The 20831-nt window shown below is 58.6% G+C and carries 22 protein-coding genes, 1 other RNA gene and 1 riboswitch; of the genes, 10 read left to right on the plus strand and 13 right to left on the minus strand.

Translation table 11 applies throughout. From position 1 onward, the window contains the following. Nucleotides 1–207 precede the first annotated feature (207 nt). Nucleotides 208–1668 carry a MocR-like pyridoxine biosynthesis transcription factor PdxR gene (pdxR, locus tag ACR0BZ_RS17400; protein ID WP_480920865.1) on the minus strand — a complete coding sequence of 487 codons (1461 nt, stop codon included), beginning with the start codon at nt 1666–1668 and terminating at the stop codon, nt 208–210. A gap of 133 nt (nt 1669–1801) precedes the next feature. Between pdxR and ACR0BZ_RS17405 the strand changes: the two genes are divergently transcribed. Together ACR0BZ_RS17405 and ACR0BZ_RS17410 are read left to right on the plus strand one after the other, a co-directional pair. Continuing rightward, complete coding sequence (locus ACR0BZ_RS17405) at nt 1802–2110, plus strand: ArsR/SmtB family transcription factor (RefSeq protein WP_480920866.1); 309 nt, start codon at nt 1802–1804, stop codon at nt 2108–2110. Beyond that, nucleotides 2103–3134 (plus strand): permease, encoded by a 1032-nt coding sequence (locus tag ACR0BZ_RS17410; protein ID WP_480920867.1) that lies wholly within the window; start codon nt 2103–2105, stop codon nt 3132–3134. The genes ACR0BZ_RS17405 and ACR0BZ_RS17410 overlap by 8 nt, the downstream gene beginning before the upstream one ends. A gap of 56 nt (nt 3135–3190) precedes the next feature. On the opposite strand, the gene ACR0BZ_RS17415 is transcribed toward ACR0BZ_RS17410, so the two are convergent. Both ACR0BZ_RS17415 and ACR0BZ_RS17420 read right to left on the minus strand, forming a co-directional pair. Beyond that, nucleotides 3191–3580 carry a hypothetical protein gene (locus ACR0BZ_RS17415; protein WP_267363610.1) on the minus strand — a complete coding sequence of 130 codons (390 nt, stop codon included), beginning with the start codon at nt 3578–3580 and terminating at the stop codon, nt 3191–3193. Nucleotides 3581–3631: 51 nt separating this feature from the next. Then, on the minus strand, nt 3632–4393 hold the full coding sequence (locus ACR0BZ_RS17420) for a DUF1013 domain-containing protein (protein WP_209507702.1): 762 nt from the start codon (nt 4391–4393) through the stop codon (nt 3632–3634). A 130-nt stretch (nt 4394–4523) separates the two neighbouring features. Between ACR0BZ_RS17420 and ACR0BZ_RS17425 the strand changes: the two genes are divergently transcribed. After that, entirely contained in the window at nt 4524–5153 is a 630-nt protein-coding gene (locus tag ACR0BZ_RS17425) for a ribonuclease T2 family protein (RefSeq protein ID WP_480920868.1), read from the plus strand. Here ACR0BZ_RS17425 and ACR0BZ_RS17430 read toward each other — a convergent pair. The 5 genes from ACR0BZ_RS17430 to ACR0BZ_RS17450 all read right to left on the minus strand — a co-directional run bounded on the left by ACR0BZ_RS17430 (nt 5150) and on the right by ACR0BZ_RS17450 (nt 9380). Further along, the gene (locus ACR0BZ_RS17430) at nt 5150–5638 is read right to left on the minus strand and encodes a hypothetical protein (protein WP_267363615.1); all 489 of its coding nucleotides are present in this window, start codon (nt 5636–5638) and stop codon (nt 5150–5152) included. The genes ACR0BZ_RS17425 and ACR0BZ_RS17430 overlap by 4 nt on opposite strands. A gap of 137 nt (nt 5639–5775) precedes the next feature. Further along, complete coding sequence (locus tag ACR0BZ_RS17435; RefSeq protein WP_480920869.1) at nt 5776–6339, minus strand: histidine phosphatase family protein; 564 nt, start codon at nt 6337–6339, stop codon at nt 5776–5778. 81 nt (nt 6340–6420) lie between these two features. Next, complete coding sequence (gene recR / locus ACR0BZ_RS17440) at nt 6421–7014, minus strand: recombination mediator RecR (protein WP_480920870.1); 594 nt, start codon at nt 7012–7014, stop codon at nt 6421–6423. Between the two features lie 61 nt (nt 7015–7075). Next, on the minus strand, nt 7076–7429 hold the full coding sequence (locus tag ACR0BZ_RS17445) for a YbaB/EbfC family nucleoid-associated protein (RefSeq protein WP_209507712.1): 354 nt from the start codon (nt 7427–7429) through the stop codon (nt 7076–7078). A 190-nt stretch (nt 7430–7619) separates the two neighbouring features. Next, nucleotides 7620–9380 carry a DNA polymerase III subunit gamma/tau gene (locus ACR0BZ_RS17450; protein ID WP_480920871.1) on the minus strand — a complete coding sequence of 587 codons (1761 nt, stop codon included), beginning with the start codon at nt 9378–9380 and terminating at the stop codon, nt 7620–7622. Between the two features lie 172 nt (nt 9381–9552). Between ACR0BZ_RS17450 and ACR0BZ_RS17455 the strand changes: the two genes are divergently transcribed. After that, nucleotides 9553–10065 carry a protein-tyrosine phosphatase family protein gene (locus ACR0BZ_RS17455; RefSeq protein WP_480920872.1) on the plus strand — a complete coding sequence of 171 codons (513 nt, stop codon included), beginning with the start codon at nt 9553–9555 and terminating at the stop codon, nt 10063–10065. On the opposite strand, the gene ACR0BZ_RS17460 is transcribed toward ACR0BZ_RS17455, so the two are convergent. Further along, the gene (locus ACR0BZ_RS17460; RefSeq protein WP_480920873.1) at nt 10057–10464 is read right to left on the minus strand and encodes a hypothetical protein; all 408 of its coding nucleotides are present in this window, start codon (nt 10462–10464) and stop codon (nt 10057–10059) included. The genes ACR0BZ_RS17455 and ACR0BZ_RS17460 overlap by 9 nt on opposite strands. A 90-nt stretch (nt 10465–10554) precedes the next feature. Further along, nucleotides 10555–10773: riboswitch (cobalamin riboswitch) on the minus strand. A 132-nt stretch (nt 10774–10905) separates the two neighbouring features. Here ACR0BZ_RS17460 and ACR0BZ_RS17465 point away from each other — a divergent pair. Continuing rightward, nucleotides 10906–11763, plus strand: coding sequence for an alpha/beta hydrolase family protein (locus tag ACR0BZ_RS17465; RefSeq protein WP_480920874.1), 858 nt, complete (start codon nt 10906–10908; stop codon nt 11761–11763). A gap of 35 nt (nt 11764–11798) precedes the next feature. On the opposite strand, the gene rsgA is transcribed toward ACR0BZ_RS17465, so the two are convergent. The 3 genes from rsgA to ACR0BZ_RS17480 all read right to left on the minus strand — a co-directional run bounded on the left by rsgA (nt 11799) and on the right by ACR0BZ_RS17480 (nt 14993). Then, nucleotides 11799–12827 (minus strand): ribosome small subunit-dependent GTPase A, encoded by a 1029-nt coding sequence (rsgA, locus tag ACR0BZ_RS17470; RefSeq protein WP_480488868.1) that lies wholly within the window; start codon nt 12825–12827, stop codon nt 11799–11801. A gap of 158 nt (nt 12828–12985) precedes the next feature. Continuing rightward, nucleotides 12986–13084, minus strand: an RNA gene (ffs, locus tag ACR0BZ_RS17475) — signal recognition particle sRNA small type. Between the two features lie 40 nt (nt 13085–13124). Next, complete coding sequence (locus ACR0BZ_RS17480; protein WP_480920875.1) at nt 13125–14993, minus strand: bifunctional 2',3'-cyclic-nucleotide 2'-phosphodiesterase/3'-nucleotidase; 1869 nt, start codon at nt 14991–14993, stop codon at nt 13125–13127. A gap of 183 nt (nt 14994–15176) precedes the next feature. On the opposite strand from ACR0BZ_RS17480, the gene nudC reads away from it, so the two are divergent. Genes nudC through ACR0BZ_RS17495 form a run of 3 tightly spaced genes read left to right on the plus strand, consistent with a single transcriptional unit; the run spans nt 15177 to nt 17171 of the window. Next, nucleotides 15177–16160 carry an NAD(+) diphosphatase gene (nudC, locus tag ACR0BZ_RS17485; protein ID WP_480920876.1) on the plus strand — a complete coding sequence of 328 codons (984 nt, stop codon included), beginning with the start codon at nt 15177–15179 and terminating at the stop codon, nt 16158–16160. A gap of 38 nt (nt 16161–16198) precedes the next feature. Beyond that, nucleotides 16199–16666 (plus strand): SRPBCC family protein, encoded by a 468-nt coding sequence (locus ACR0BZ_RS17490; protein WP_480484680.1) that lies wholly within the window; start codon nt 16199–16201, stop codon nt 16664–16666. Further along, nucleotides 16656–17171, plus strand: a complete 516-nt coding sequence (locus ACR0BZ_RS17495) for an N-acetyltransferase family protein (protein WP_480920877.1) — start codon at nt 16656–16658, stop codon at nt 17169–17171. Before ACR0BZ_RS17490 ends, ACR0BZ_RS17495 begins: the two co-directional genes overlap by 11 nt. 117 nt (nt 17172–17288) lie before the next feature. On the opposite strand, the gene ACR0BZ_RS17500 is transcribed toward ACR0BZ_RS17495, so the two are convergent. Next, nucleotides 17289–18122, minus strand: coding sequence for a prephenate dehydratase (locus ACR0BZ_RS17500; protein WP_209507731.1), 834 nt, complete (start codon nt 18120–18122; stop codon nt 17289–17291). Nucleotides 18123–18242: 120 nt separating this feature from the next. Between ACR0BZ_RS17500 and ACR0BZ_RS17505 the strand changes: the two genes are divergently transcribed. Both ACR0BZ_RS17505 and ACR0BZ_RS17510 read left to right on the plus strand, forming a co-directional pair. Beyond that, entirely contained in the window at nt 18243–18755 is a 513-nt protein-coding gene (locus tag ACR0BZ_RS17505) for a c-type cytochrome (protein WP_480920891.1), read from the plus strand. Between the two features lie 170 nt (nt 18756–18925). Further along, nucleotides 18926–20830, plus strand: coding sequence for an extracellular solute-binding protein (locus ACR0BZ_RS17510; protein WP_480920878.1), 1905 nt, complete (start codon nt 18926–18928; stop codon nt 20828–20830). Nucleotide 20831: the final 1 nt, after the last annotated feature.

Raw genomic sequence — 20831 nt, forward strand, 5'->3', positions numbered from 1 at the left:
CAGAGCCAATGATCCCAAACGCATGCTCAATACCATGCATCTGCAAAACCTTAACAAAGGCCTCTTCCGTCGTCATCTTCATAGGGGTGTTCTCCAAGCAAGAGTGAGAAAACCGGGCACCGGGACCCGGGGGTTGATATGGTTTTGGCGTAAGGGTGCGACCTGCGTTAGGGCCAGACGCGTCTGCGGAATATGTCCAGTGCGATCTCAGGCAGACCGGATGGCATCCGCGATCAGTTCGACGCCGGGGCCTATGCGGTTGGTCGAAATAGAAGAGTACCCGAGGCGGTAGAAATTCTGCGGCCTGTCGGGCCCCGAGAAAAACGGAGCACCCGGTTCGATATGAACACCCTGGTTCTGCAGCTTTAGCGCAAGCTGCGTTGTGTTGACGTGCTCGGGGGCCGACATCCACATTGATGAGCCACCCATTACGCCCCGTCCAGCCACTGTGAGCCCGCTTTCTTCGATGGCTTTGTCCATCGCATCGCGCCGCTCTTGCAGGGCTTTCGACATACGTCGGATCTGCGCGTCGTAATGGCCCAATGACAGAAAATACGCTGCCGTGCGCTGAATATGACCCGGAGGGTGGCGCAGGACCAACGAGCGAAGAGCACGAGCTTCGCGGATGAAAGGCTCGGATCCGACCATGTATCCAAGCCGCAATCCCGGAAACAGCGACTTGGAAAAACTGCCGACGTAAATCACGCGCCCATCCCGATCCATGGACTTGAGTGCAGGCGAAGGTGCGCTGCGAAAGGCCATTTCGAATTCATAGTCGTCCTCGACAACCATTGCATCCAGATCGCGTGCCCGATCCAGTAGCTTGTTGCGGCGGTCGATCGGCATCGTCGCGGTTGTCGGGCTTTGATGGCTGGGGGTGGTAAAGATGACATCTGCTTCGTCGGGGATCGCTTCTGGTGGCAAGCCGTCGCGATCGACGCTCAGGGGGGTCACAGCGCAGTCCCAGTGGTTCAAAAGGCTTCGCAGCGCGTAGTAGCAGGGATCTTCGATTACGGCCGTGCGTTTGTGTGTCAGCAAGATGCGTGAGGCCAGCCAAAGCGCGTTCTGCGCGCCCAGGGTGATCAAGATCTCTTCGGGGCGGGCGGCGATACCACGGCGCGGCAGGGTGTGGCGCGCGATGAATTCGATTAGCAACGGATCATCCTGATCCACGTAATCCCCTGTCAGCGAATCGAAGTCTTTGTGCCCCAATGCGCGAACCGCGCATAATCTCCAGTTGGCGTGATCAAACAGGGTTCGGTCGGCCTGACCGTAGATGAACGGATAGCGGTATTCGCGCCAATTGCTGGGTTTCGGCAGGACGTCGCTGTCCAGAAAGCGGCGCGCCAATGCCCTGTCCCAGTCGACAGATTCCGTGCCGCGCTGCACGGGCGAGTATTTGGGCGGAACCGGTGCGTTTTGCGAGACGTAATATCCTGACCGGCCCTTTGCCATCAGATAATCATTGGCCAGCAACTCGGTATAGGCAAGCGTCACCGTTATGCGGCTGACACCCAGATGTGCGGCCAGCTTTCGCGAGGATGGCAGTTTTTCCCCCACGTGAAAGCGACCGGACAGAATGCCCTCGGCAATCATCTGCTGGATCTGGGCCTGCAACGTGCCCTGACCGTTGAGCTCAAGAAAGAATGTTTCGACCGATATCCCCATGCCTGCTTATAGGTTGGACTTAAGGCAGGGGCAATCTGGACTTACAGTGTCATTGAAAATTTTCCCAAGGTGGGTTGACCAGGGTCCTTTGTGAAACTACAAAACTATAAATCTAGTTTAATGGAGGCAGCTCATGTGGGAAACTGCTGCTGCCGGATTTTCCGCCATGGGCTCGGAAGCCCGGTTGAAAGTCCTCAAGACGCTAGTGCGGGCTGGTGATGCCGGTCTGACCGTTGGCGAAATCCAGAACCGGACGGGGATTGCCCCGTCGACTTTGGCGCACCACCTGCGGTTTCTTGCAGCCGGAGGTGTGGTCGAGCAGGAAAAGATCGGTCGCACCACGATCAACCGGGCCTGTTATGACGAATTGAAGACGCTGGCGCAGTTCATTCTTAGCGAATGCTGCGCTGACGCGGTTGGAAAGGCGGCCAACGATGGCTGAATTGACGCAATCGCCCCGACTGACCGCCAAAGGTGCGCTTGAGATGATCAAGACACCCTGGGCATTGATTGTCGCCATTCTTGTGGCGGTGGCCGTTCTCGACCCCGGCAACCTGCGTGAGGTTGCGAGTTTTGCAGTCAGGGCCTTGGCGCATACAGGACAATACATCCTGTTTGCCGTGCTTCTGTTGTCATATCTCAAGGCAACCGGGGCTGAGGTGATGGTGGCGCGCGCATTTGAAGGGCGCGAGACCCGGATGATCTTTCTGGCCGCCCTGTTCGGCGGACTTGCACCATTTTGTTCTTGCGAAGTCATTCCCTTTATTGCGGGCTTGCTTGCACTCGGAGCGCCGCTGTCGGCCGTGATGGCGTTCTGGCTCAGCTCGCCGTTGATCGACCCGCCGACGCTTTTGATTACGGCTGCCGCGCTGGGATGGCCCTTTGCCATCGGTAAGGCGGTTGCCGCCGTTGCGCTTGGCCTGTTCGGCGGGTTCGCGGTTCGGTTACTGATGCGGCAGGGGGCGTTTGCGCAGCCCTTGCGCGAATACAAACCTGCCGGGTGTTGTGGATGTGGTCCGAAAGCGGATGACACGCCGGTCTGGAAGTTCTGGCAAGAGCCCGAGCGTCGCGTTCGGTTCCGTTCGGAATTCGTGCACAACGGGCTGTTCCTGCTGAAGTGGCTGGCGCTGGCCTATGTGCTCGAAGCTTTGTTGGTCAACTATGTGCCTGCGGACCTGATCGCTGGCGTCGTTGGCGGAGAAGGCGTGCTGCCGATCATTGTCGCCGCGCTGGTGGGGATGCCGGCCTATCTGAACTCTTACGTCGCGCCGCCGCTGCTGGCGGGTCTGATCGATCAGGGCATGACCGCGGGAGCTGCGATGTCGTTCATGGTTGCGGGTGCCGTCAGTTCCATACCGGCGATGGCCGCAGTCTGGTCATTGGTCAAACCGCGCGTGTTTGCCGCCTACCTGAGCCTTGGTGTGGGGGGCGCAATAGTCGCAGGCATCATCTTTCAGGTGGTATGAACGAAAAAGCCGCCCGGTGTCAGCATCGGGCGGCCTTGTTTTGTCTGAAATTTCGATCAACCGGATTCGCAGAGACGGGGCAGTTTGAACCGATACCGGGCTTCGCCGCTTTTGACGTAGATGCGTTTTTCCACGCAGGCCGTCGTTCCAACGGTTTGTGAAATCTGCGACTCGGTCGACGTAATCGACGTGGCCGATCCATCGGGCAAGCGAACCGAGGCTACGACGCCGTTCTTCAGGTCCCCGTTCACCGGGGTTGCGGACAGAACCGGTACGATCAGGAAAGCCTCGTGCTCGTGTTCGCCTTCGTCCCCCAGCAGAAACAAGGTGGTGACGATGGCGATCATGACAACACCACCCGCCAGACCCAGCCCCCATGTCCTGAGAAAGGCGTAGATCGTTACGGCGCGGTGCGGGCCGAAAATCGCAGAAAGAATGCTCAGCATGACAAGTCCGTCAAAAAAGCCCCAGCCGTTCCGACCGGGGCTGATTGTCTGTTACAGACGAGGATCATCCTCGTCTTCATCATCCGCCCCGCCTTTGGGCAGGTTGAAGAAACTGTCGGCGTCGATAACAGGCTCGTCGTCTTTTTCATCCGACCGATCCTCGGACAGCGAGAAGGTCTCCAGACCTTCGATCGCGGTCGGGATTTTCGGCGCGGCATCCATTTCGAGCGACTGCTCGGTCGAAACCAGCTTGCGACGCTCGTCATCGCTCATCACGCCGCCTTCGGCCGCTTTCTTGGCTGCGGCCTTCTGCACGATCGCATCCAGTTCGGACTGTTTGCACAGGCCCAGCGCAACCGGGTCGATCGGCTGCATGTTCGAGATATTCCAGTGGGTGCGCTCGCGGATCGACTGGATGGTCGGCTTGGTGGTGCCAACCAGCTTGGCGATCTGGCCATCGCTGAGTTCGGGGTGGAACTTGACCAGCCACAGGATCGAGTTCGGACGGTCCTGACGCTTGGACAGCGGGGTATAACGCGGGCCACGGCGCTTTTCTTCGCCGGATGCCGCCGGGTTGAACTTGAGCTTCAGCTTGTGCAGCGGGTTGTTCTGCGCGGCGTCGATCTCATCCTGGGTCAGCTGGTTGTTTGCGATCGGGTCAAAGCCCTTTACGCCTGTGGCCACATCGCCATCAGCGATACCCTGCACTTCCAGTTCGTGCATCCCTACGAAATCCGCGATCTGCTTGAAGCTGATCGTGGTGTTGTCCACCAGCCATACGGCGGTTGCCTTGGCCATAAGCGGTTTTGCCATCAGCCCGTCTCCTATACATACATCTTTCCCGTCGCCGGAATTCGGCGGCCCCTTGGTCTTGGGGCAGGTTTCCGTTGTCGGGGAACTTGGCCCGTATATAGTCGCCACGCAGCAAGAAGGGAAGAGGCGAATGCGCTGGGTCGTATTGTGGGTCTTCAGCGCGATGGCAGCGCTGGCCGAAGGTGAAAAAGCAGGTGAGTTCGACTATTACGTCCTGTCGCTTAGCTGGTCGCCCAATTGGTGCGCCCGCGAAGGGGACGCACGCGGGTCAGACCAATGCGACGACCGGCACGACCACGGATGGATCCTGCACGGGCTCTGGCCGCAATTTCATCAGGGCTGGCCATCCTTCTGCCGCTCGCCCGAGGCACCGCCGACACGCCGCATGACGCGGGAAATGGAAGATATTCAGGGCAGTGCGGGCCTTGCATGGCATCAGTGGAAGAAACACGGCACCTGTTCGGGGCTATCTGCGCCCGACTATTTCGCCCTGTCCCGGCGTGCCTATGATGCTGTCGAACGCCCGCAGGTCTTCCGCAAACTGGACGCATCCGTCAAACTGCCGGCTTCGGTGGTCGAGGATGCGTTTTTGAAAGCCAATCCAGAGCTGGAGCGCGATATGATCACGGTCACCTGCAAACAGGGCTATATCGAAGAGGTCCGCCTATGCCTGTCGCGCGACCTTGATCCGGTGCCATGCGGCCGCGATGTAATTCGCGACTGCACCGCCAAGGACGCGCTGTTCGATCCGATTCGTTAAAGCTTTTTGTTCTGGCAGTCCCGCGCATAGTCCAGCGCCTTGGCGGTGCCTTTCAGATCAATCGCCATCACCACCTCGCCTGCGGGATTGTAAACTGTCATCGTCTTGTTCTGGGCAATCGCGGTGACGAAATTCCGGTCGGTAAAAAACACCGTCGCACCGGGCACTTTGCGTTCATTGAACCCGATAGCGGTGGCATCAAAGCTCTTGCCGTCCAGTTCGAACCGGATGGGATAGCTCTCACCTTGCTTAATGTCGCCCCAGGCTTTGTTGTACACGGCGAAATACCCGCGATTGCCCAACGCGTCGTAACCCAGCCTGACCACCGAGAGATCCTGATACACCGTCTGGATCAGACACCCGTTCCCAAGCGCGGGGTCCATCATGATGTTCCAGCCTTCGACGAAGCCCTTGTCCACAAGGTCCTGCGACAGGGCAGCGGTTGCAGTGAAGGCGGCGAGGGTGAAGGCGAGAAGGCGGGTCATAGGCGGCTCCAAAATAATCGCTGAATTTACCTATCCTTAGAGTAGTTCCATGGTCATCCAAAGTCGCTTTTTTATCAACGTGACTGTTCTGACAACGATGATGAGTACAGCATGAGTTCCGAACCCAAACAATTTGTTCAGGTCACTATGGTTTCAACTCCGTTTGAAAGATGAAACACGCAACCCTGAGTTCGCGGTAGCTGTAGCAATTTGTCCAGATCGAGACCCAACCAAAGCCCTCTTAGCACCAAAGACGTGACGCCGTGGGTTACTATGATCGCAGGTTCATCTTGTTCCTTCAGAAATGAGTCTACTCTACCGCAGATATCATCGAAGCTTTCTCCACCCGGGCTGCGGAAGAACCAATGAAAGCTTTCATAGGAACAATCGATTTGCTCTCGGATGAAATCACGCGTTGCGCCTTCCCATTGCCCAAACGCGATTTCCATAAGCCGTTCATCATGTATCAACTCATGATGAGGCGTTGTTGCCAAGCGGGCGGTATGCATTGCTCTCTCTTGCGGGCTGACAAAAACGCGCGACGGTGCATTCGGTATTCGCCTGAGTATCTCATTTTGCTTTAGGGCCTGAGACTTGCCGATTTCCGTCAACGGGGAATTCTTGCGCCCTTGGAACCTCCCCAGTGTGTTCCATTCGGTTTCGCCGTGTCGCAGTACAAAAAGATCTGGATACTTGTTCAAGATGTGTACCTGAATTGAATACCGTTGGAGATGCCGTTCTTGCTGACTTTTTATTAAGGACGTTGATTTACAGATGCTGACCTAAAGTTCCTTACGCGCCCTGAGCGCCGCCGTGATCGTTCCGTCATCCAGATAATCCAACTCTCCGCCGATGGGCACGCCTTGCGCCAGTGAGGTCAGGCGCACCTGTCCTTCCAGCTGATCGGCGATGTAATGGGCGGTGGTCTGGCCGTCGACGGTGGCGTTCAGGGCAAGGATCACTTCGGTGATCCCTTCGGCCAAGACCCGATCCTTGAGGCGGGGAATGCGCAGCTCGTCCGGGCCGACCCCGTCCAGTGCAGACAGCGTGCCACCCAGCACGTGATAGCGGCCTTTGAAGACGCCTGACCGCTCCATCGCCCAGAGGTCGGCGACGTCCTCGACCACGCACAGCTCTCCGGTCGCTCGGGCCTCACTATTGCAGATGTCACAGATATCGGTGGTGCCTACGTTGCCGCAATTCAGGCATTCGCGGGCGGTGACGGCCACTTGCTGCATGGCGTCTGACAGGGGCGTCAGCAGCAAGGCGCGTTTGCGGATCAGGTGCAGCACCGCGCGGCGGGCCGAGCGCGGGCCCAGCCCCGGCAGTTTGGCCATCAGGTCGATCAGATTGTCGATTTCGCTGTTCGTTCCCATGGCCTGTCCTGCTTTGCGCCGGAGGGAGCCTCCGGCGGGAGTATTTGGGAAAAGATGAAGCTTAGAACGGTAGCTTGATGTCTTTGGGCAGGCCCATGCTTTCGGTCAGCTTGCCCATCTCTTCCTGTGAACGTTCGGCAGCTTTGGCCTGAGCGTCCTTGATCGCGGCCAGGATCAGGTCTTCGACCACTTCCTTGTCGTCGCCGTTGAAGATCGACGGATCAATGTCCAGCCCCTTGAGTTCACCCTTGGCTGTAGCTGTTGCCTTGACCAGTCCTGCACCGGATTCGCCGACAACCATCATGTTGTTCAGTTCTTCCTGCATTTCGGTCATCTTGGTTTGCAGGTCTTGTGCGGATTTCATCATCTTGGCCATGTCGCCCAGACCGCCAAGCCCGCCGAGTCCTTTCAGCATCAGTCGTCTCCTGTGTTTCTGTTTGGTTCTAAATACGGACCGCAGGCAGGCGGCACAAGAGGTCTCCCGCCTGTCCAGATCAGAGCGTCGCGGACTGATCATTTATCCGCCCGCATTCCCTCCCTCAGTTGCATGGTGGAGGGGCGTGAGTATGCCGGTTTCTTGAGGCGTGGACCTGCGGGCTGAGGGGTTAGTCCTCTTCGAAGGGGTCCCATTCATCTTCGACCTCGGGAAGGGCCTCGGTCTCAACCTTGGCGGCGCGCTGCTCCGGTGTTTCGATCCGAATGATCTTTGCCTTGGGGAATTGCGTCAGCACGGCCTGAACCAGCGGGTGTTCTTCGGCCTCGGCTTTCAGGGCAAGTTCGGCCCGGTCCCGCACTTCCGCAATGGTCGCCGCATCTCCGTCCGAGACAATGGAGACGGCCCACCGATTGCCGGTCCATCGTTGCAGGGCAGAGCCCAATCGCGACGCCAAATCCGACGGTGCCTGAGGCGTCGGGGTGAATTCGATCCGGCCGGGCTGATACGACACAAGGCGCACGCCGCTTTCCACCTCGACAAGCAGTTTCACATCGCGGTTTGTGCGGATCAGTTCCACCACATGCCCGAAGGTTGGATAGCGGGCCAGGGCCGTCTGTGCATCCTGCGACAGTGCGGCAACCGGTGCGCCACCCGCTCCGCGCGGGGGCGATGTATAGGCAGGCGGGGCCCCGTTGGATTGCGTTGCCACCGGGGCCTGTCGGGATATTGACATGCCTCCGCCCGGCCCGCCGGGAGGCGGAGGCGGGGTGTCTTGCAGCCGTTTGATCAGCTCTTCGGGGCTGGGCAAATCAGCGACATGCGTCAGCCGGATAACGGCCATCTCGGCGGCCATCATCGCGTTGGGCGCCGCAGAGACTTCTTCCAGCGCCTTCAGCAGCATCTGCCACATCCGGGTCAGAACCCGCATCGGCAAAGCCTCGGCCATGTGCTGGCCCCGTGTGCGTTCGTCGGGGGAAACCGTCGGGTCTTCGGCCGCGTCAGGTGTGATCTTTACGACGGACACCCAATGCGTGATTTCGGCCAGATCGCGCAGCACGGCCAGAGGGTCCGCGCCTTCCGCATATTGCCCGCTCAGTTCAGTAAGCGCCCCTGCCGCGTCACCGCGCAGGATCATGTCCATCAGGTCCAGAACGCGACCACGATCCGCCAGACCCAGCATCGCACGGACCTGATCGGCGGTCGTCTCGCCAGCCCCGTGTGAAATTGCCTGATCCAGCAGTGAGGTCGCGTCGCGGGCCGACCCTTCTGCAGCGCGGGTGATCAGCGCCAGTGCGTCGTCGGCGATCTGCGCGCCCTCGGCCCCGGCGATCTTGCGCAGCAGACCGATCATGTCTTCGGGCTCGATCCGGCGCAGGTCAAAGCGCTGACACCGCGACAGAACCGTGACCGGCACTTTGCGAATCTCGGTGGTCGCGAAGATGAATTTCACATGTGCGGGCGGTTCCTCGAGCGTCTTGAGCAGCGCGTTGAATGCGCTGGTCGAGAGCATGTGAACCTCGTCGATGATGTAGATCTTGTAGCGTGCACTGGCGGCGCGATAGCGGACACTGTCGATGATCTCGCGGATATCGTTGACGCCGGTACGGCTGGCCGCATCCATTTCCATCACATCGACATGGCGACCTTCCATGATTGCGACGCAATGCTCGCACTGACCGCAAGGCTCGGTTGTCGGCCCTCCGGTTCCATCCGGCCCGATGCAGTTCATGCCTTTGGCGATGATCCGCGCCGTGGTGGTTTTTCCCGTTCCGCGAATGCCGGTCATGATAAAGGCCTGCGCAATCCGGTCGGCCTCGAAGGCGTTTTTTAGGGTGCGCACCATAGCATCTTGACCCACCAGGTCGGCAAAGGTTTCCGGGCGGTATTTGCGGGCGAGAACCTGATAGGCGGGGCTGGGCGTGTCTGTCATGTCTTCTCGCTCGGATTCGGTGCTTCGGCACAGCGTAGTGGCGGCGGCAGTCCGCGTCCACTGTGGGGCGCGATGATTTTTTGTTTCAGGAACGGGCTGGTTTCCAACTAAACTGGACCAGCGGATTTAATGACTCATTTCTTAAAGAGTACCTTGGGGGAGGACGCACTTCATGTCGCAGTTGGTCATCTTTGCTCTGCAGGTCGGAGGCGGGACGCTTGCCCTTACTTCAATGCCCGGTCGTGGCGGGGATTACGCCACCGATCTGGATACGATTGCGGCGTGGAAACCGGGCCTTGTGATTTCAATGACGACGGATGTCGAAATGCTTCAGGATGGCGCGCAGCACTTTGGCAGCGACATCCAAAGCCGGGCCAGCCGGTGGGTTCACCTGCCGATCGAAGATTTTGGAGCGCCAACGCAAGCGGTTCAGAAGGCCTGGCCAGAGGTCAGCGCCACGGCCCGACATGCACTGTCGGGTGGTGGCCGGGTCCTAGTGCACTGCCGTGGGGGGTGCGGCAGGTCCGGGATGATTGTTCTGCGACTGATGGTTGAATGCGGTGAACGCGCCAGTGACGCACTGAACCGCCTGCGGGCCGTACGCCCGTGCGTTGTCGAAACCGATGCGCAGCTGGCCTGGGCGTCCCGGATCACGCCGGCACAGGTGGAAGTGGGATCAAGCTGAAAGCTGCTGGGGTGCGTAACCGGATTTCGGGGGTCGGATCGTTGAAACCTCGATCATGGCGCAAGGCGGGTTCGCGACAATGCCCGCGGGCAGCGTTCTGAATTTAGGTCCGAAGATCAAATCGGCATAGGCATCCAGGCCCCGAATTGCTGTATCAGGGTGCGCCCCGCAGAAAACGCGAACGCTGTCGGATCGCGCTCGGATCGTTGCCATGCACCCTTCTGCGCAATGTGACAGCGCGCTGTTGCCTTCAAATTCGAAATCCTCGCTGGTGGCCGAAACCGCCTGCGCCATGGCTTCGGAAATCGAGCGGGCCAGTCGCGCCAAAGCCGGGCAGGTTTTGCCCGTCCGCTGGCACACAGTTGCGCTGTATTCGTGTGATTTTGTCTTCCAGATCATCCTGCGCCCTCCGCGCGTGGTGGGCTGGATATTGGGGCAGGTGGGACAGCATCTGGCTGTCAGGACCTGCCCGGACACCCCGCCCGAGTTTCGGTTTCAGTTCCGATGGCAGGTCTCCTGACTTGCGGGTCATTGCTCTGCCGACCTTCCCAGCCCATGGGCCAGTGGTATTTCGGCATTGCTTACCGCTTACAGTTGCGGGGGCAGTCGCGGACTTGGTTGATATCTGTGTGACCAGACAAACCGCACCGTGTTCCCTTTTCATCCCGACCTCTTGTGGGGGCCGGAAACCATCACACAACCGCTAGCGCCTGATCGCGTTCCGAGTCAAGCCGATCTTTAGGCCGGACGTTTGGTCATGCTGGATGCGGTTTACGTTCCGGCTTAGTTTCGTCGGCATCGAAGGCAGGCAAACCATTGTTTCAGCGAAAGCCGGGGATCATGTTGGATACGGAACAGACGGTGTTGATCGAAGATTTCCGCTTTCCGTCAGGGTCCGTGCCCTTGTCGGCGCGGCTGTACCGGCCAGTGGGTGAGCCGGAAACCGTTGTCGTATTTAACAGTGCCACGGGTGTGCCGCGTGACTATTATCAACACTTTGCGCGATGGCTGGCTACCGAGCGGGGGATAGCTTGCCTGACCTATGACTATCGGGACTACGGGCTTTCTTTGGTCGGCCGCCTGAAAGACGCAACTGCAACAATGGCGGATTGGGCGTTGATCGACATGCCAGCGGCACGGGCCGAAATGCGCAGGCGGTTTCCAAAGGCGCAGCAGTGGACCATCGGCCATTCGGTCGGTGCGATGCTGGGGCCGGTGCAGCCGGATATCGACCAGATCGACCGAATGATCGGTGTGTGTTCGGGGCTGGTGACTTTGAAAGATCACCCATGGCCCTATCGGGGGTTGGCAGGGCTGTTCTGGTATGGCCATGCACCGCTGATGGTGCGGGCGCTTGGGTATCTGCCCGGCAAAGCGATCGGGTTTGGTTCGGACCTGCCCGCCTCGGTCTACTGGCAATGGCGCAAATGGTGTACAGCACCTCTTAGCTACATTCCCGAGATCGGGCAGAATTTGCCTGATGCGCATTGGGGCAGTTCTGGAACACCTGTGGATCTGTTCACGTTCGAAGATGACCAGATGGCTCCGCCCGAGGCAGTTTGGCGCCTTGCCGATCTGTACGGCCCCGAGGCCAGACGCCACCTTCTGAAGCCTGCTGAATTCGGACTGCCGGAAATAGGCCATATCGGAGCATTTGCCCGTCGCAATGCAGCGGTCTGGCCGCGCCTGATCGCCTGATCAGACGCGACGCAGGTTTTCCTAACACCTTGCAGTTATGGCCGTTTGCGAAGTTTCTTGTCCTGCATGACACCGCGCACCATCTTGCCGAACGCCTTGTCCCGCGCCCGCGATTGGGCAACGGTTTCCGAGTTTCGCTGATCTTCACGCCGCAGCTTGCGCCAACGGTCCAGCCGCGCCGGATCAAGAACGCCTTCGTCGATTGCGTTCTGCACGGTACAGCCGGGCTCGGTCTCGTGCTGACAATCCGAAAAGCGACAGCTTTGGCCAAGCTCCGTGATGTCCGAGAACACGTTGTCGATCCCGTCCTGAGCGTCCAGCAAACGCAGTGCGCGCATTCCCGGCGTGTCGATCAGCCAGCCACCGTTACCCATCCCGTGCAACGCGCGCACCGTTGTCGTGTGTCTGCCCCGTGCGTCGTCTTCGCGAATTCCAGACGTGGCGAGGTTTTGATCCGTCATGGCGTTGCTGAGCGTCGTTTTGCCTACGCCCGACGACCCGACCAGCGCGCCGGTCTGGCCTTTGGGGCACCATGCCAGAACCTTTTCGACATCTGCCGGGTCCAGCGCATTGATCGCCAGCACCGACAGAAAAGGGTCCAGAGATTGCACTTGTCCCGAGAAACTGCCGGGGTCATCCGACTGGTCAGCTTTCGTCAGGACGACGACCGGATAACATCCGGCCTGATGCGCCAGCGCCAGATAACGTTCCAGCCGAGGCAGGTTGAAATCGGCGTTGCACGAGCTGACGATGAACAACACATCGACATTAGCGGCAATCAGTTGTGTTGTGGCACCTGTACCGGCAGCCCTGCGTTGCAGCAGGCTGCGCCGGTCCAGAAGGCGACGTACGCGGTATTCGGCGTCCGCAAGAATCCAATCCCCGACGGCATATGAACCGGTCGGACTATCCGGTGTCAGCAAAGGGATTTCACCATTCGGGCTCAGCCCGATCAGACGGTCCCGATGAACCGAGGTAACGCGAAAGGGCGTGTCGGAAGGAAAAGCCGCGTGTTGCGCGGCAAAGTGAGAGGACCATCCCAGGTCCGAAAGCGTATAAGACATTTATCTGCCTGTTTTCAGAAACAGCAATGCCAACGGATGGCAATCGCGCATCCGCAGGTCGTGTGTTCAGGCAGTCCGGTGATTCCGGTGAATCAGAACCAGTCTGCCCGAAGGGTTTTCACTACAATCATAAAGCCCTCCTGCGGCTGTGGTTCACGAAGTGAGAGGTTGGACATCGACCCAAGCGGGGCTCGTTGTGGCTGCTTCCTTCCGGACCTGACCAGGTTGGCGAGGCGCTCGCCCGCGCCAACCTCTCGAGTCCGAGATATAGGGAAGGCATCGGGAAAAGACAACCCATCAGAGCGTCAGGCGAATGCGTTCAAATCCCCTGCCATCCGAGCCCAGCGACACGGGATCGAACCTGTGCAACTCATCCAGATATTTCAGGGCACCCGGACCTGTGCGAAGAATTGTTGTCACGCCCCGTTGCGGCATCAGCGAGAACGGGTAGGGCTGCGTGGCGATCGGGTCGGGCGGAAGGTGCTGCGCCAGGTAAACCTGCACAAGGTCCTTGATGCTCAGCGGTGGCAGGCTGATCAGCTCAGACGTTGTCGCATGCGGGAAATGCCCGCCTCCGCTGGCGCGGTAATTGTTCAGCGCCATAACGAACATCTGCTCCGGTCGTACGGGACGGCCTGCATATGTCAGATCGCTGATCCGCTTTTGGTCGGGGCGGATTATTTTCCCCTGCGCATCGTAACGAGGCGGCCGCGTGGGATCGATCTGATAAGACAGTCCAAACACGATGTCGAAATTGTATCCGGCCCGTTCAGGGTTGATCAGCTCGGGTTCGGAACCGGGCTTTAACTGGTTGAATACGCTGGCCGACATCTCCAACCAGTCCAGCAAATGCGCGCCGCTGATCCGGATTGCACGCAACTCGTTGGGAAACACATGCAGATCCGCGACATGGCGCAAACATATTTCTCCGGCGGGTACCTCGGTATAATGGCGCGGGCCTGAGCGTCCGCCGGATTTGGCAGGCGAAACAACCGACAAAATCGGCAGATCCGCCAGGTCTGGTCCCTGCAAAAACGGGCGCAGTGCGGCGGCTTGCGCCGCAGCTACAAGGGTCAGCCCGCGATCCGGCGCACAGCAACTGAAATAGCTGTGCAATGTATCCGGGATATGTGCCACCGGTGCGGCAACGGATTGACGGGTCATACGATGTGCCACCTCACACAAGCCCGCAATTTCACTGTCTTCCCCGACGGCTGTGCCGTTGCTGATAACCGGGCGCAGTTCGACGCAGCAATCCCGGATTTGCACTTTGCCGTCCGGCCCGGCGGTCACGGCCAAATCGATAACCCCCAGGTAAGAGCCCGCTGATCCCGGCATGACAACGGGTGTTCCATGTACCAGCCCCGTCAGGTGATCGACCATCGGGGTATTGGCATGGCCCTCTCCTGGAAGTGTCAGGTGAGTATGCCCGGCCACAATGGCATCGATGCCTTTGATCGCGGCCAAGGGTATCACGGCGTTTTCCATCCCCGCCACCGGTTCGCTGCCCCCAAGGCCGGAATGAGCAAGCGCGACGATGATATCACACCCCTTGTCGCGCAATGTCTGCGTCAGGGACTTTGCCGCAACCAGGATATCCTCGACGACGATATCGTCATCCAGATTATGTGCCTCCCAACAGGCCGTTTGCGGCGGAAGAACCGAGAAGATGCCGATGCGAACAGGAATGTCTTTACCGTTCAAAGACACAGTGCGGTTCAGAACGATATGCCGCTGCCAGGGCTGAGGTCCGCGCGTGCGATACAGGTTGCTGCAAATAACCGGGCAGGGGGCTTGCGTCAGGATGTTGTCCAATGTCGCCAGTCCGAACCCGAAATCATGGTTGCCCAGCCCGATCGCGTCATAATCCAGGGCTTCGAATGCCTTCATCATCGGATGGGCAGTGCCACTTTTTGCTGCCCAATCGCCCATTGGGGTTCCCTGCAACGAATCCCCGTTGTCAAACATCAGCACCAGCGCGTCCTTGGCCTCTTGCCGGGCTGTGCGGATCAGGTTGGCGGTGCTTGTCAATCCAATCGTCTGGTCTGGCGTGTCGGTGTGATAGTCAAAACCGGTCAGGTTCATATGCAGGTCGGTTGTGGCCAGAATGCGAATTTTCCCACTGTCACCAATGGGCTGTACCTGCGTCGAGAAGGGGATCTTCACTTTGAGTATTCTGCTATTGAATGTGTGTATTGATTAAATCCATCAAAATTCACTCTAGATGATTTTTCCGAGGCCACCATGCGGCTTTTCAGCGGCAGGGTGGTGGATTTTCTACGCCTGAATAGCCATTGCAACACAAGCCGAGACGTGGCAGCCCTGTGCGCAAGATCAAAAGGAAATCCAATGAAAAACGCAGAGCAGGTAACCTTCGGAGGGTCGGGCCTTGATCGGGCGGCGCAGTATCGCGGAGATGCGGACAAGCTGACCGAGGCGATGCACAACCCGGCCGCCCGCTGTATCTTGCTGTGGCGTGGAAAACTGCTGGTACAGGGTGAGGGGCTGGACCAGCTTGCCATGATCCCAATGACGCATCCGCTGATCAGCAATGGTCCCGGCGGCGTCATTGAATCCCCGGTGTTTTTGGGTCTGAGCGCTGACAGCGCCCCCGTGTTTGCCGTTGATATTTCCGCATGGACAGCCGAGGGGCTGGATCTGACCAGTCTGGGCGCGTTCGTGGACAAGTCCGAACAACAACACCCGGATTTACCGCAAGGCCACGTGTTTGCCGAACTGCGCCGGATCATGACACGGCTGTCGGCGCGCGACGCGGAACTGGCGGCAACGTCAAAGGCAATAATCGGCTGGCATGAAACGCATCGCTTCTGTGCCCGATGTGGTGCCGCCAGCGAGGTGTCGCAGGGGGGATGGCAGCGCAGTTGCCGGTCCTGTGGCGGGCAGCACTTTCCGCGCACCGATCCGGTTGTGATCATGTTGATCACGCATGGTGACAGCGTGCTGATGGGCCGGTCTCCGGGCTGGCCTGACGGGATGTTCTCCTTGCTGGCGGGATTTGTTGAGCCCGGCGAAACGCTTGAGGCAGCAGTGCGCCGCGAAGTGATGGAAGAGGCGGGCGTGCCGGTAGGTGCGGTTTCGTACCTGTCCAGCCAGCCCTGGCCGTTCCCGGCCTCATTGATGTTTGGATGTGCGGGTGAGGCGCTGTCACGCGACATCGTGATCGACCCGGTCGAGATAGAAGAGGCGATGTGGGTCAGCAAATCCGAAATGATGCAGGCCTTTGCCGGTGATCATCCTAGGCTATTGCCAGCGCGCAAAGGGGCAATCGCTCATTTTCTGCTTCAGAACTGGCTTGCAGATACTCTGGACTGAGGAAACATTAGCTCAGCAATAAAACAGCAAAGGTCATTATGCAGTTTTCAGCGCGCGAAGATATCGAGGCCCCCATCCAATCGGTATTCGACATGGTGTCGGATTTTGAACGATTCGAGCGTATGGCAATGCGCCGTGGCATCGATGTGCGCCGTTTGGGCGGTGGCACAGCGGTGACGGCCGGAACCGAATGGAATACGGAGTTCAAGCTGCGCGGAAAGCCGCGTCAGATGTCGGTGGTGATGACGGATTTCGACAGGCCTTCGCAAATGCGATTTGACGCTGCCAGCAAGGGCATTACCGGGTTCACGACCGTGGATTTTCTGGCCCTGTCCCCGCGCCGGACGCGCCTGAGCGTAGAAATGTCACTCGCCGCCAAGTCCCTGCCGGCACGGTTGCTGTTGCAATCCATGAAGCTGGGGCAATCCAGATTTCGCAAACAGTTCCAGGTGCGTCTCAGCGAATTCGCACGCGAGTTGGAGCAAAGGTACCTGCATGGCGGGTAAGACACATGATCGCACGGCAGGTGCGATGGGCCCGGACCACCTGAGTTTCAAACCCGCATCCGAATGCGATGCCGAAGGGATCGCTGGCGTTCTTCACGATCTGGTCTTGGTTGGCAAGCGGCGCAAAGCCCACGATGTCGATTTTGCCCTAAGGCACTATGTTCGCCACCCGGATCAAATACGGTGTACAATCGCCACGGACCCGAATGGTCACGTGCTTGGGTTCCAATCCCTGAAATATGCGGTCGAAAACCACCCCTACGACGTGTCAGTCGGGTGGGGCGTGATTGGAACCCATATCCGACCATCAGCCGCCCGGCTTGGGATCGGGCGCGCACTTTTCGCGCACACTCTGGACGCGGCCCGCGCGCATAGTCTCCCTGCTATCGATGCAACAATTGGCGCAGGCAATACCGAAGGTCTGGCCTACTACGAAGCCATGGGTTTCCGGACCTACCGCACGCAAGATGGGTCTGTGTCAAAGGTCTACCGGATTAACCGCTAGAGAGCGACGATTCCAGGCGCAGCGGCGCGGGACATTGGGAGCCACCGGCATTGCAAACAGCTTCGAAAAACGGGCAACATCCAAACAAGCCCAAAGGAATGCCGTCGTGAACCGTGATTATCCACGCGGATGTGCTGCCGGATAGACGCCCAGAACCTCGACATTTGTCGTGAAATGCTCAAGCTCGTCCATGGCCAGCTGCACGTTGCGGTCTTCGGGATGCCCGACGATATCCGCGTAAAACTGCGTCGCGGTAAAGGAGCCGTCGACCATATAGCTTTCCAGCTTGGTCATGTTGATCCCATTGGTGGCAAACCCGCCCATCGCTTTGTAAAGCGCAGCAGGGATGTTGCGGACCTGAAACACAAAGCTGGTGATCATCCCATGATCGCCCCGGCGGGACAAATCCGTTTCGCGCGACATGACAAGAAAGCGGGTCGTATTGTCGTCATTATCCTCGATATGGCGGGCCAGAACGTTCAGGTTATAGATCTCACCGGCCAGCTCACTGGCCAGCGCGGCTGAATGCGGATTGCCTTCCTCGGCCACTTCGCGAGCGGCGCGGGCGTTATCGGGGCTGACGCGGCCGCGGATGCCGTGTTCCTTAAGGAAACCCGCACATTGCGGCAGCAGCACCAGATGCGAATGCGCCTCGGTTATGTCTTCCAGTTTTGCACCCGGCACGGCAAGAAGGTTGATATGAACCCGGACAAAGGCCTCATCGATGATATGCAGCCCGCTGTGGGGTAACAGCCGGTGAATATCGGCCACCCGCCCATAGGTCGTGTTCTCGACCGGAAGCATTGCCAGATCCGCATCGCCTGAGCGGACCGATTCGATCACATCCTCGAAGGTGCGGCAGGGCAGGGCTTCCATATCTGGCCGAGCGTTGCGGCAGGCCTCGTGACTGTAGGCGCCGGGTTCCCCCTGAAAAGCAATGCGATTGGTCATTTGGTCGATTCCATGCAACAAGTTCGCGATTTGGTCGTTTCGTCGCGGTGTCTATACCTTGCCTCTCGCAAGGGGAAGCCTTAGACAGCTGCCCAGACAGCTGAAATGGACTCGCGATCAATGTTCGACACGATGACAGTAACCAAGGCCGCCGCAGGCCTGTTCGGCACATTCCTGGTGCTGCTTCTGGCCAAGTGGGGGGCGGATGTCCTCTATTCTTCCGGTGGCCATGGCTCGGCTGAGGCCGCCTACATTATCGAAACCGAAAGCTCGGGCGAAAGCGCGAACGGCGAAGAAGTGGTCTTCGAAGACCTGCTGGCCGCCGCAGACGTCGAGAGCGGCGCAAAAGTGTTCCGCAAATGCACCGCGTGCCACAAGCTGGAAGACGGCGCAAACGGCACCGGCCCTTACCTGTACGGTGTGGTTAATCGCCCCGTCGCCTCGGCCAACGGCTTCACCGGTTACTCGGCCGGTATGCAGGCGCATGGCGGCAACTGGACACCCGAAGCGCTGGATGCCTTCCTGACCAAGCCCGGCAGCTATATCTCGGGCACATCGATGAGCTTTGCCGGCCTGAAAAAGCCGCAGGATCGCGCCGACGTGATTGCCTATCTGCAGACAATCGGCAACTGATTGCCTGACCGATCAGAACCATTCAAAGCCGCTGCCGCAACGCAGCGGCTTTTTTGTCTGAAGAAACCTTCACAAAGTGCTCACGCATTCTAAACTTGAATCTGCACGTGCTGGCACTTTAGCTAGCGGTTACGACATTGACGGTGACAATGACCGAGAGGATGAGCAATATGATATCCCTGATGCCTGCTGCACGTGATCTTGAGGTAAGGCCATGGGTTGGCATTTTGGGGCTCTGCGCCGCTCTGATTGCTCCGCATGCAGCACAGGCGCTGGATGAAGGCGTCACCCGCAGTCACGGGTATTCGTATTTCGGAAATCTGGATTACCCGGCGGATTATTCGCATCTGAATTATGTGAATCCCAACGCCCCCAAGGGTGGCGAGCTTTCGCTGGCAGCCTCTGGAACGTTCGATTCTCTCAACCCCTATTCACGCAAAGGGCGCGCCGGTGCGCTGACCACATTGCAATATGACCGTCTGTTTGAAAGTGCCGAAGACAGTGTGGGGCAGTATTACGGCGTAGTTGCGGAAAGTCTGGAATATGACGAAGGGCGCAACTATGCCATTTTCCATTTGCGCCCCGAAGCAACCTTTTGGGATGGCACGCCTGTCACAGCGGAAGATGTTGTTTACAGCCACCGTTTGTTCATCGAACAGGGCCTGCCGTCTTATGCGCAGGCCGTTGGCCGTATGGTGACAGGAGCCGAGGCGTTGGATGACCATACCGTAAAATTTACCTTCAATCCCGAAGTCACCCGCCGCAGCCTGATCGAAACCGTCGGCTCAACTCCTGTTTTCTCAAAAGCATGGTTCGAGGCGGATGAGACACGGCGACTGGATGAACCGCGGCTGGAAGTGGCGGTAGGCTCTGGCCCCTACAAGCTCGACAGCTACGACATCAATCGCCGCATCGTTTACAAACGCCGGGACGATTATTGGGGCAAGGACCTGCCTTTCAATGTCGGGCGCAACAACTTTGATACAATCCGGGTTGAGTATTTCGCCGATCAAACGGCAGCGTTCGAGGGTTTCAAGGCGGGTGAATACACATTCCGGATCGAAAGTGATCCCAAGCTTTGGGCGACCGGGTATGATTTCCCAAAGCTGGATGAAGGCACAGTTATTCGGGATGAGATCGCGGATGGCAGCCCGCCGACACCTTCGGGCTTTGTCTTCAACCTTGGAAAGCCGCAATTTGCCGACAAGAATGTCCGCAAGGCCCTGGCCCTAGCCTTCAATTTCGAATGGACGAACGAGTCATTGTTGTTCGGACTGAACACGCCGCGGAATTCTTTCACGCAAGGAACCCCGATCGAGGCGCATGGCCTGCCCAAAGGGGCAGAGCTGGCGTTCTTGCAGGCGCTTGGCGACGTCGTTCCCGAAGATGTCCTGACGGAACCCGCTGTTGTGGCGCACGAATCAAACCCTGCACGCCTGAATGACCGAAAGAACCTGCGCAAAGCTGCCAGGATATTGGATGAGGCAGGCTGGTCCGTCGGCGAAGGCAATATTCGTCGCAATGCCGAAGGTCGGCCTTTGAAGGTAAAAATTCCATATCCTTCAAACCTGCCGACCTCGACCGCAACGATGATCGAAACCTATGTCCAGAACCTGCAATCCATCGGGGTGGATGCCTCGACCGAGAAAGTGGATCCGGCGCAATACACGTTGCGCAGCCGCGAGCGGGATTATGACATGGTCTATTCCACGCGCTACGGATCGTTCTTGTCTACCGGGGGCGGTCTGAGCCAGATGTACGGATCGGAAGAAGCGGCCTTTAGCCTGTTCAATCCGGCAGGTCTGGCCAGCCCCTTGGTCGACGCGATCATCGAGGCGTCCTTTGAGACTGACAATCAGGCCGATCAGGACACGGCGTTGATGGCTTTGGATCGCGCCTTGCGGTACGAGTTTTTCGTAATCCCCGTGGGGTACATCGCAGAATACTGGACAGCATATTACGATATGTACGAATACCCGGAAAACCTGCCGCCCTATTCGCTGGGTTATCTTGATCTGTGGTGGATCAATCCGGAAAAACAGGCTGCGTTGAAAGCGAAAGGCGCGCTGCGATAAC

The sequence above is a fragment of the Ruegeria sp. P8 genome, from assembly GCF_056534665.1.

Excerpts from the sequence above, each read along its gene's own strand:
- pdxR (WP_480920865.1), bottom strand. The coding sequence starts at position 1,668 with ATGGGGATATCGGTCGAAACATTCTTTCTTGAGCTCAACGGTCAGGGC.
- ACR0BZ_RS17405 (WP_480920866.1), top strand. The coding sequence starts at position 1,802 with ATGTGGGAAACTGCTGCTGCCGGATTTTCCGCCATGGGCTCGGAAGCC.
- ACR0BZ_RS17410 (WP_480920867.1), top strand. The coding sequence starts at position 2,103 with ATGGCTGAATTGACGCAATCGCCCCGACTGACCGCCAAAGGTGCGCTT.
- ACR0BZ_RS17415 (WP_267363610.1), bottom strand. The coding sequence starts at position 3,580 with ATGCTGAGCATTCTTTCTGCGATTTTCGGCCCGCACCGCGCCGTAACG.
- ACR0BZ_RS17420 (WP_209507702.1), bottom strand. The coding sequence starts at position 4,393 with ATGGCAAAACCGCTTATGGCCAAGGCAACCGCCGTATGGCTGGTGGAC.
- ACR0BZ_RS17425 (WP_480920868.1), top strand. The coding sequence starts at position 4,524 with ATGCGCTGGGTCGTATTGTGGGTCTTCAGCGCGATGGCAGCGCTGGCC.
- ACR0BZ_RS17430 (WP_267363615.1), bottom strand. The coding sequence starts at position 5,638 with ATGACCCGCCTTCTCGCCTTCACCCTCGCCGCCTTCACTGCAACCGCT.
- recR (WP_480920870.1), bottom strand. The coding sequence starts at position 7,014 with ATGGGAACGAACAGCGAAATCGACAATCTGATCGACCTGATGGCCAAA.
- ACR0BZ_RS17445 (WP_209507712.1), bottom strand. The coding sequence starts at position 7,429 with ATGCTGAAAGGACTCGGCGGGCTTGGCGGTCTGGGCGACATGGCCAAG.
- ACR0BZ_RS17450 (WP_480920871.1), bottom strand. The coding sequence starts at position 9,380 with ATGACAGACACGCCCAGCCCCGCCTATCAGGTTCTCGCCCGCAAATAC.
- ACR0BZ_RS17455 (WP_480920872.1), top strand. The coding sequence starts at position 9,553 with ATGTCGCAGTTGGTCATCTTTGCTCTGCAGGTCGGAGGCGGGACGCTT.
- ACR0BZ_RS17460 (WP_480920873.1), bottom strand. The coding sequence starts at position 10,464 with ATGATCTGGAAGACAAAATCACACGAATACAGCGCAACTGTGTGCCAG.
- ACR0BZ_RS17465 (WP_480920874.1), top strand. The coding sequence starts at position 10,906 with ATGTTGGATACGGAACAGACGGTGTTGATCGAAGATTTCCGCTTTCCG.
- rsgA (WP_480488868.1), bottom strand. The coding sequence starts at position 12,827 with ATGTCTTATACGCTTTCGGACCTGGGATGGTCCTCTCACTTTGCCGCG.
- nudC (WP_480920876.1), top strand. The coding sequence starts at position 15,177 with ATGAAAAACGCAGAGCAGGTAACCTTCGGAGGGTCGGGCCTTGATCGG.
- ACR0BZ_RS17490 (WP_480484680.1), top strand. The coding sequence starts at position 16,199 with ATGCAGTTTTCAGCGCGCGAAGATATCGAGGCCCCCATCCAATCGGTA.
- ACR0BZ_RS17495 (WP_480920877.1), top strand. The coding sequence starts at position 16,656 with ATGGCGGGTAAGACACATGATCGCACGGCAGGTGCGATGGGCCCGGAC.
- ACR0BZ_RS17500 (WP_209507731.1), bottom strand. The coding sequence starts at position 18,122 with ATGACCAATCGCATTGCTTTTCAGGGGGAACCCGGCGCCTACAGTCAC.
- ACR0BZ_RS17505 (WP_480920891.1), top strand. The coding sequence starts at position 18,243 with ATGTTCGACACGATGACAGTAACCAAGGCCGCCGCAGGCCTGTTCGGC.
- ACR0BZ_RS17510 (WP_480920878.1), top strand. The coding sequence starts at position 18,926 with ATGATATCCCTGATGCCTGCTGCACGTGATCTTGAGGTAAGGCCATGG.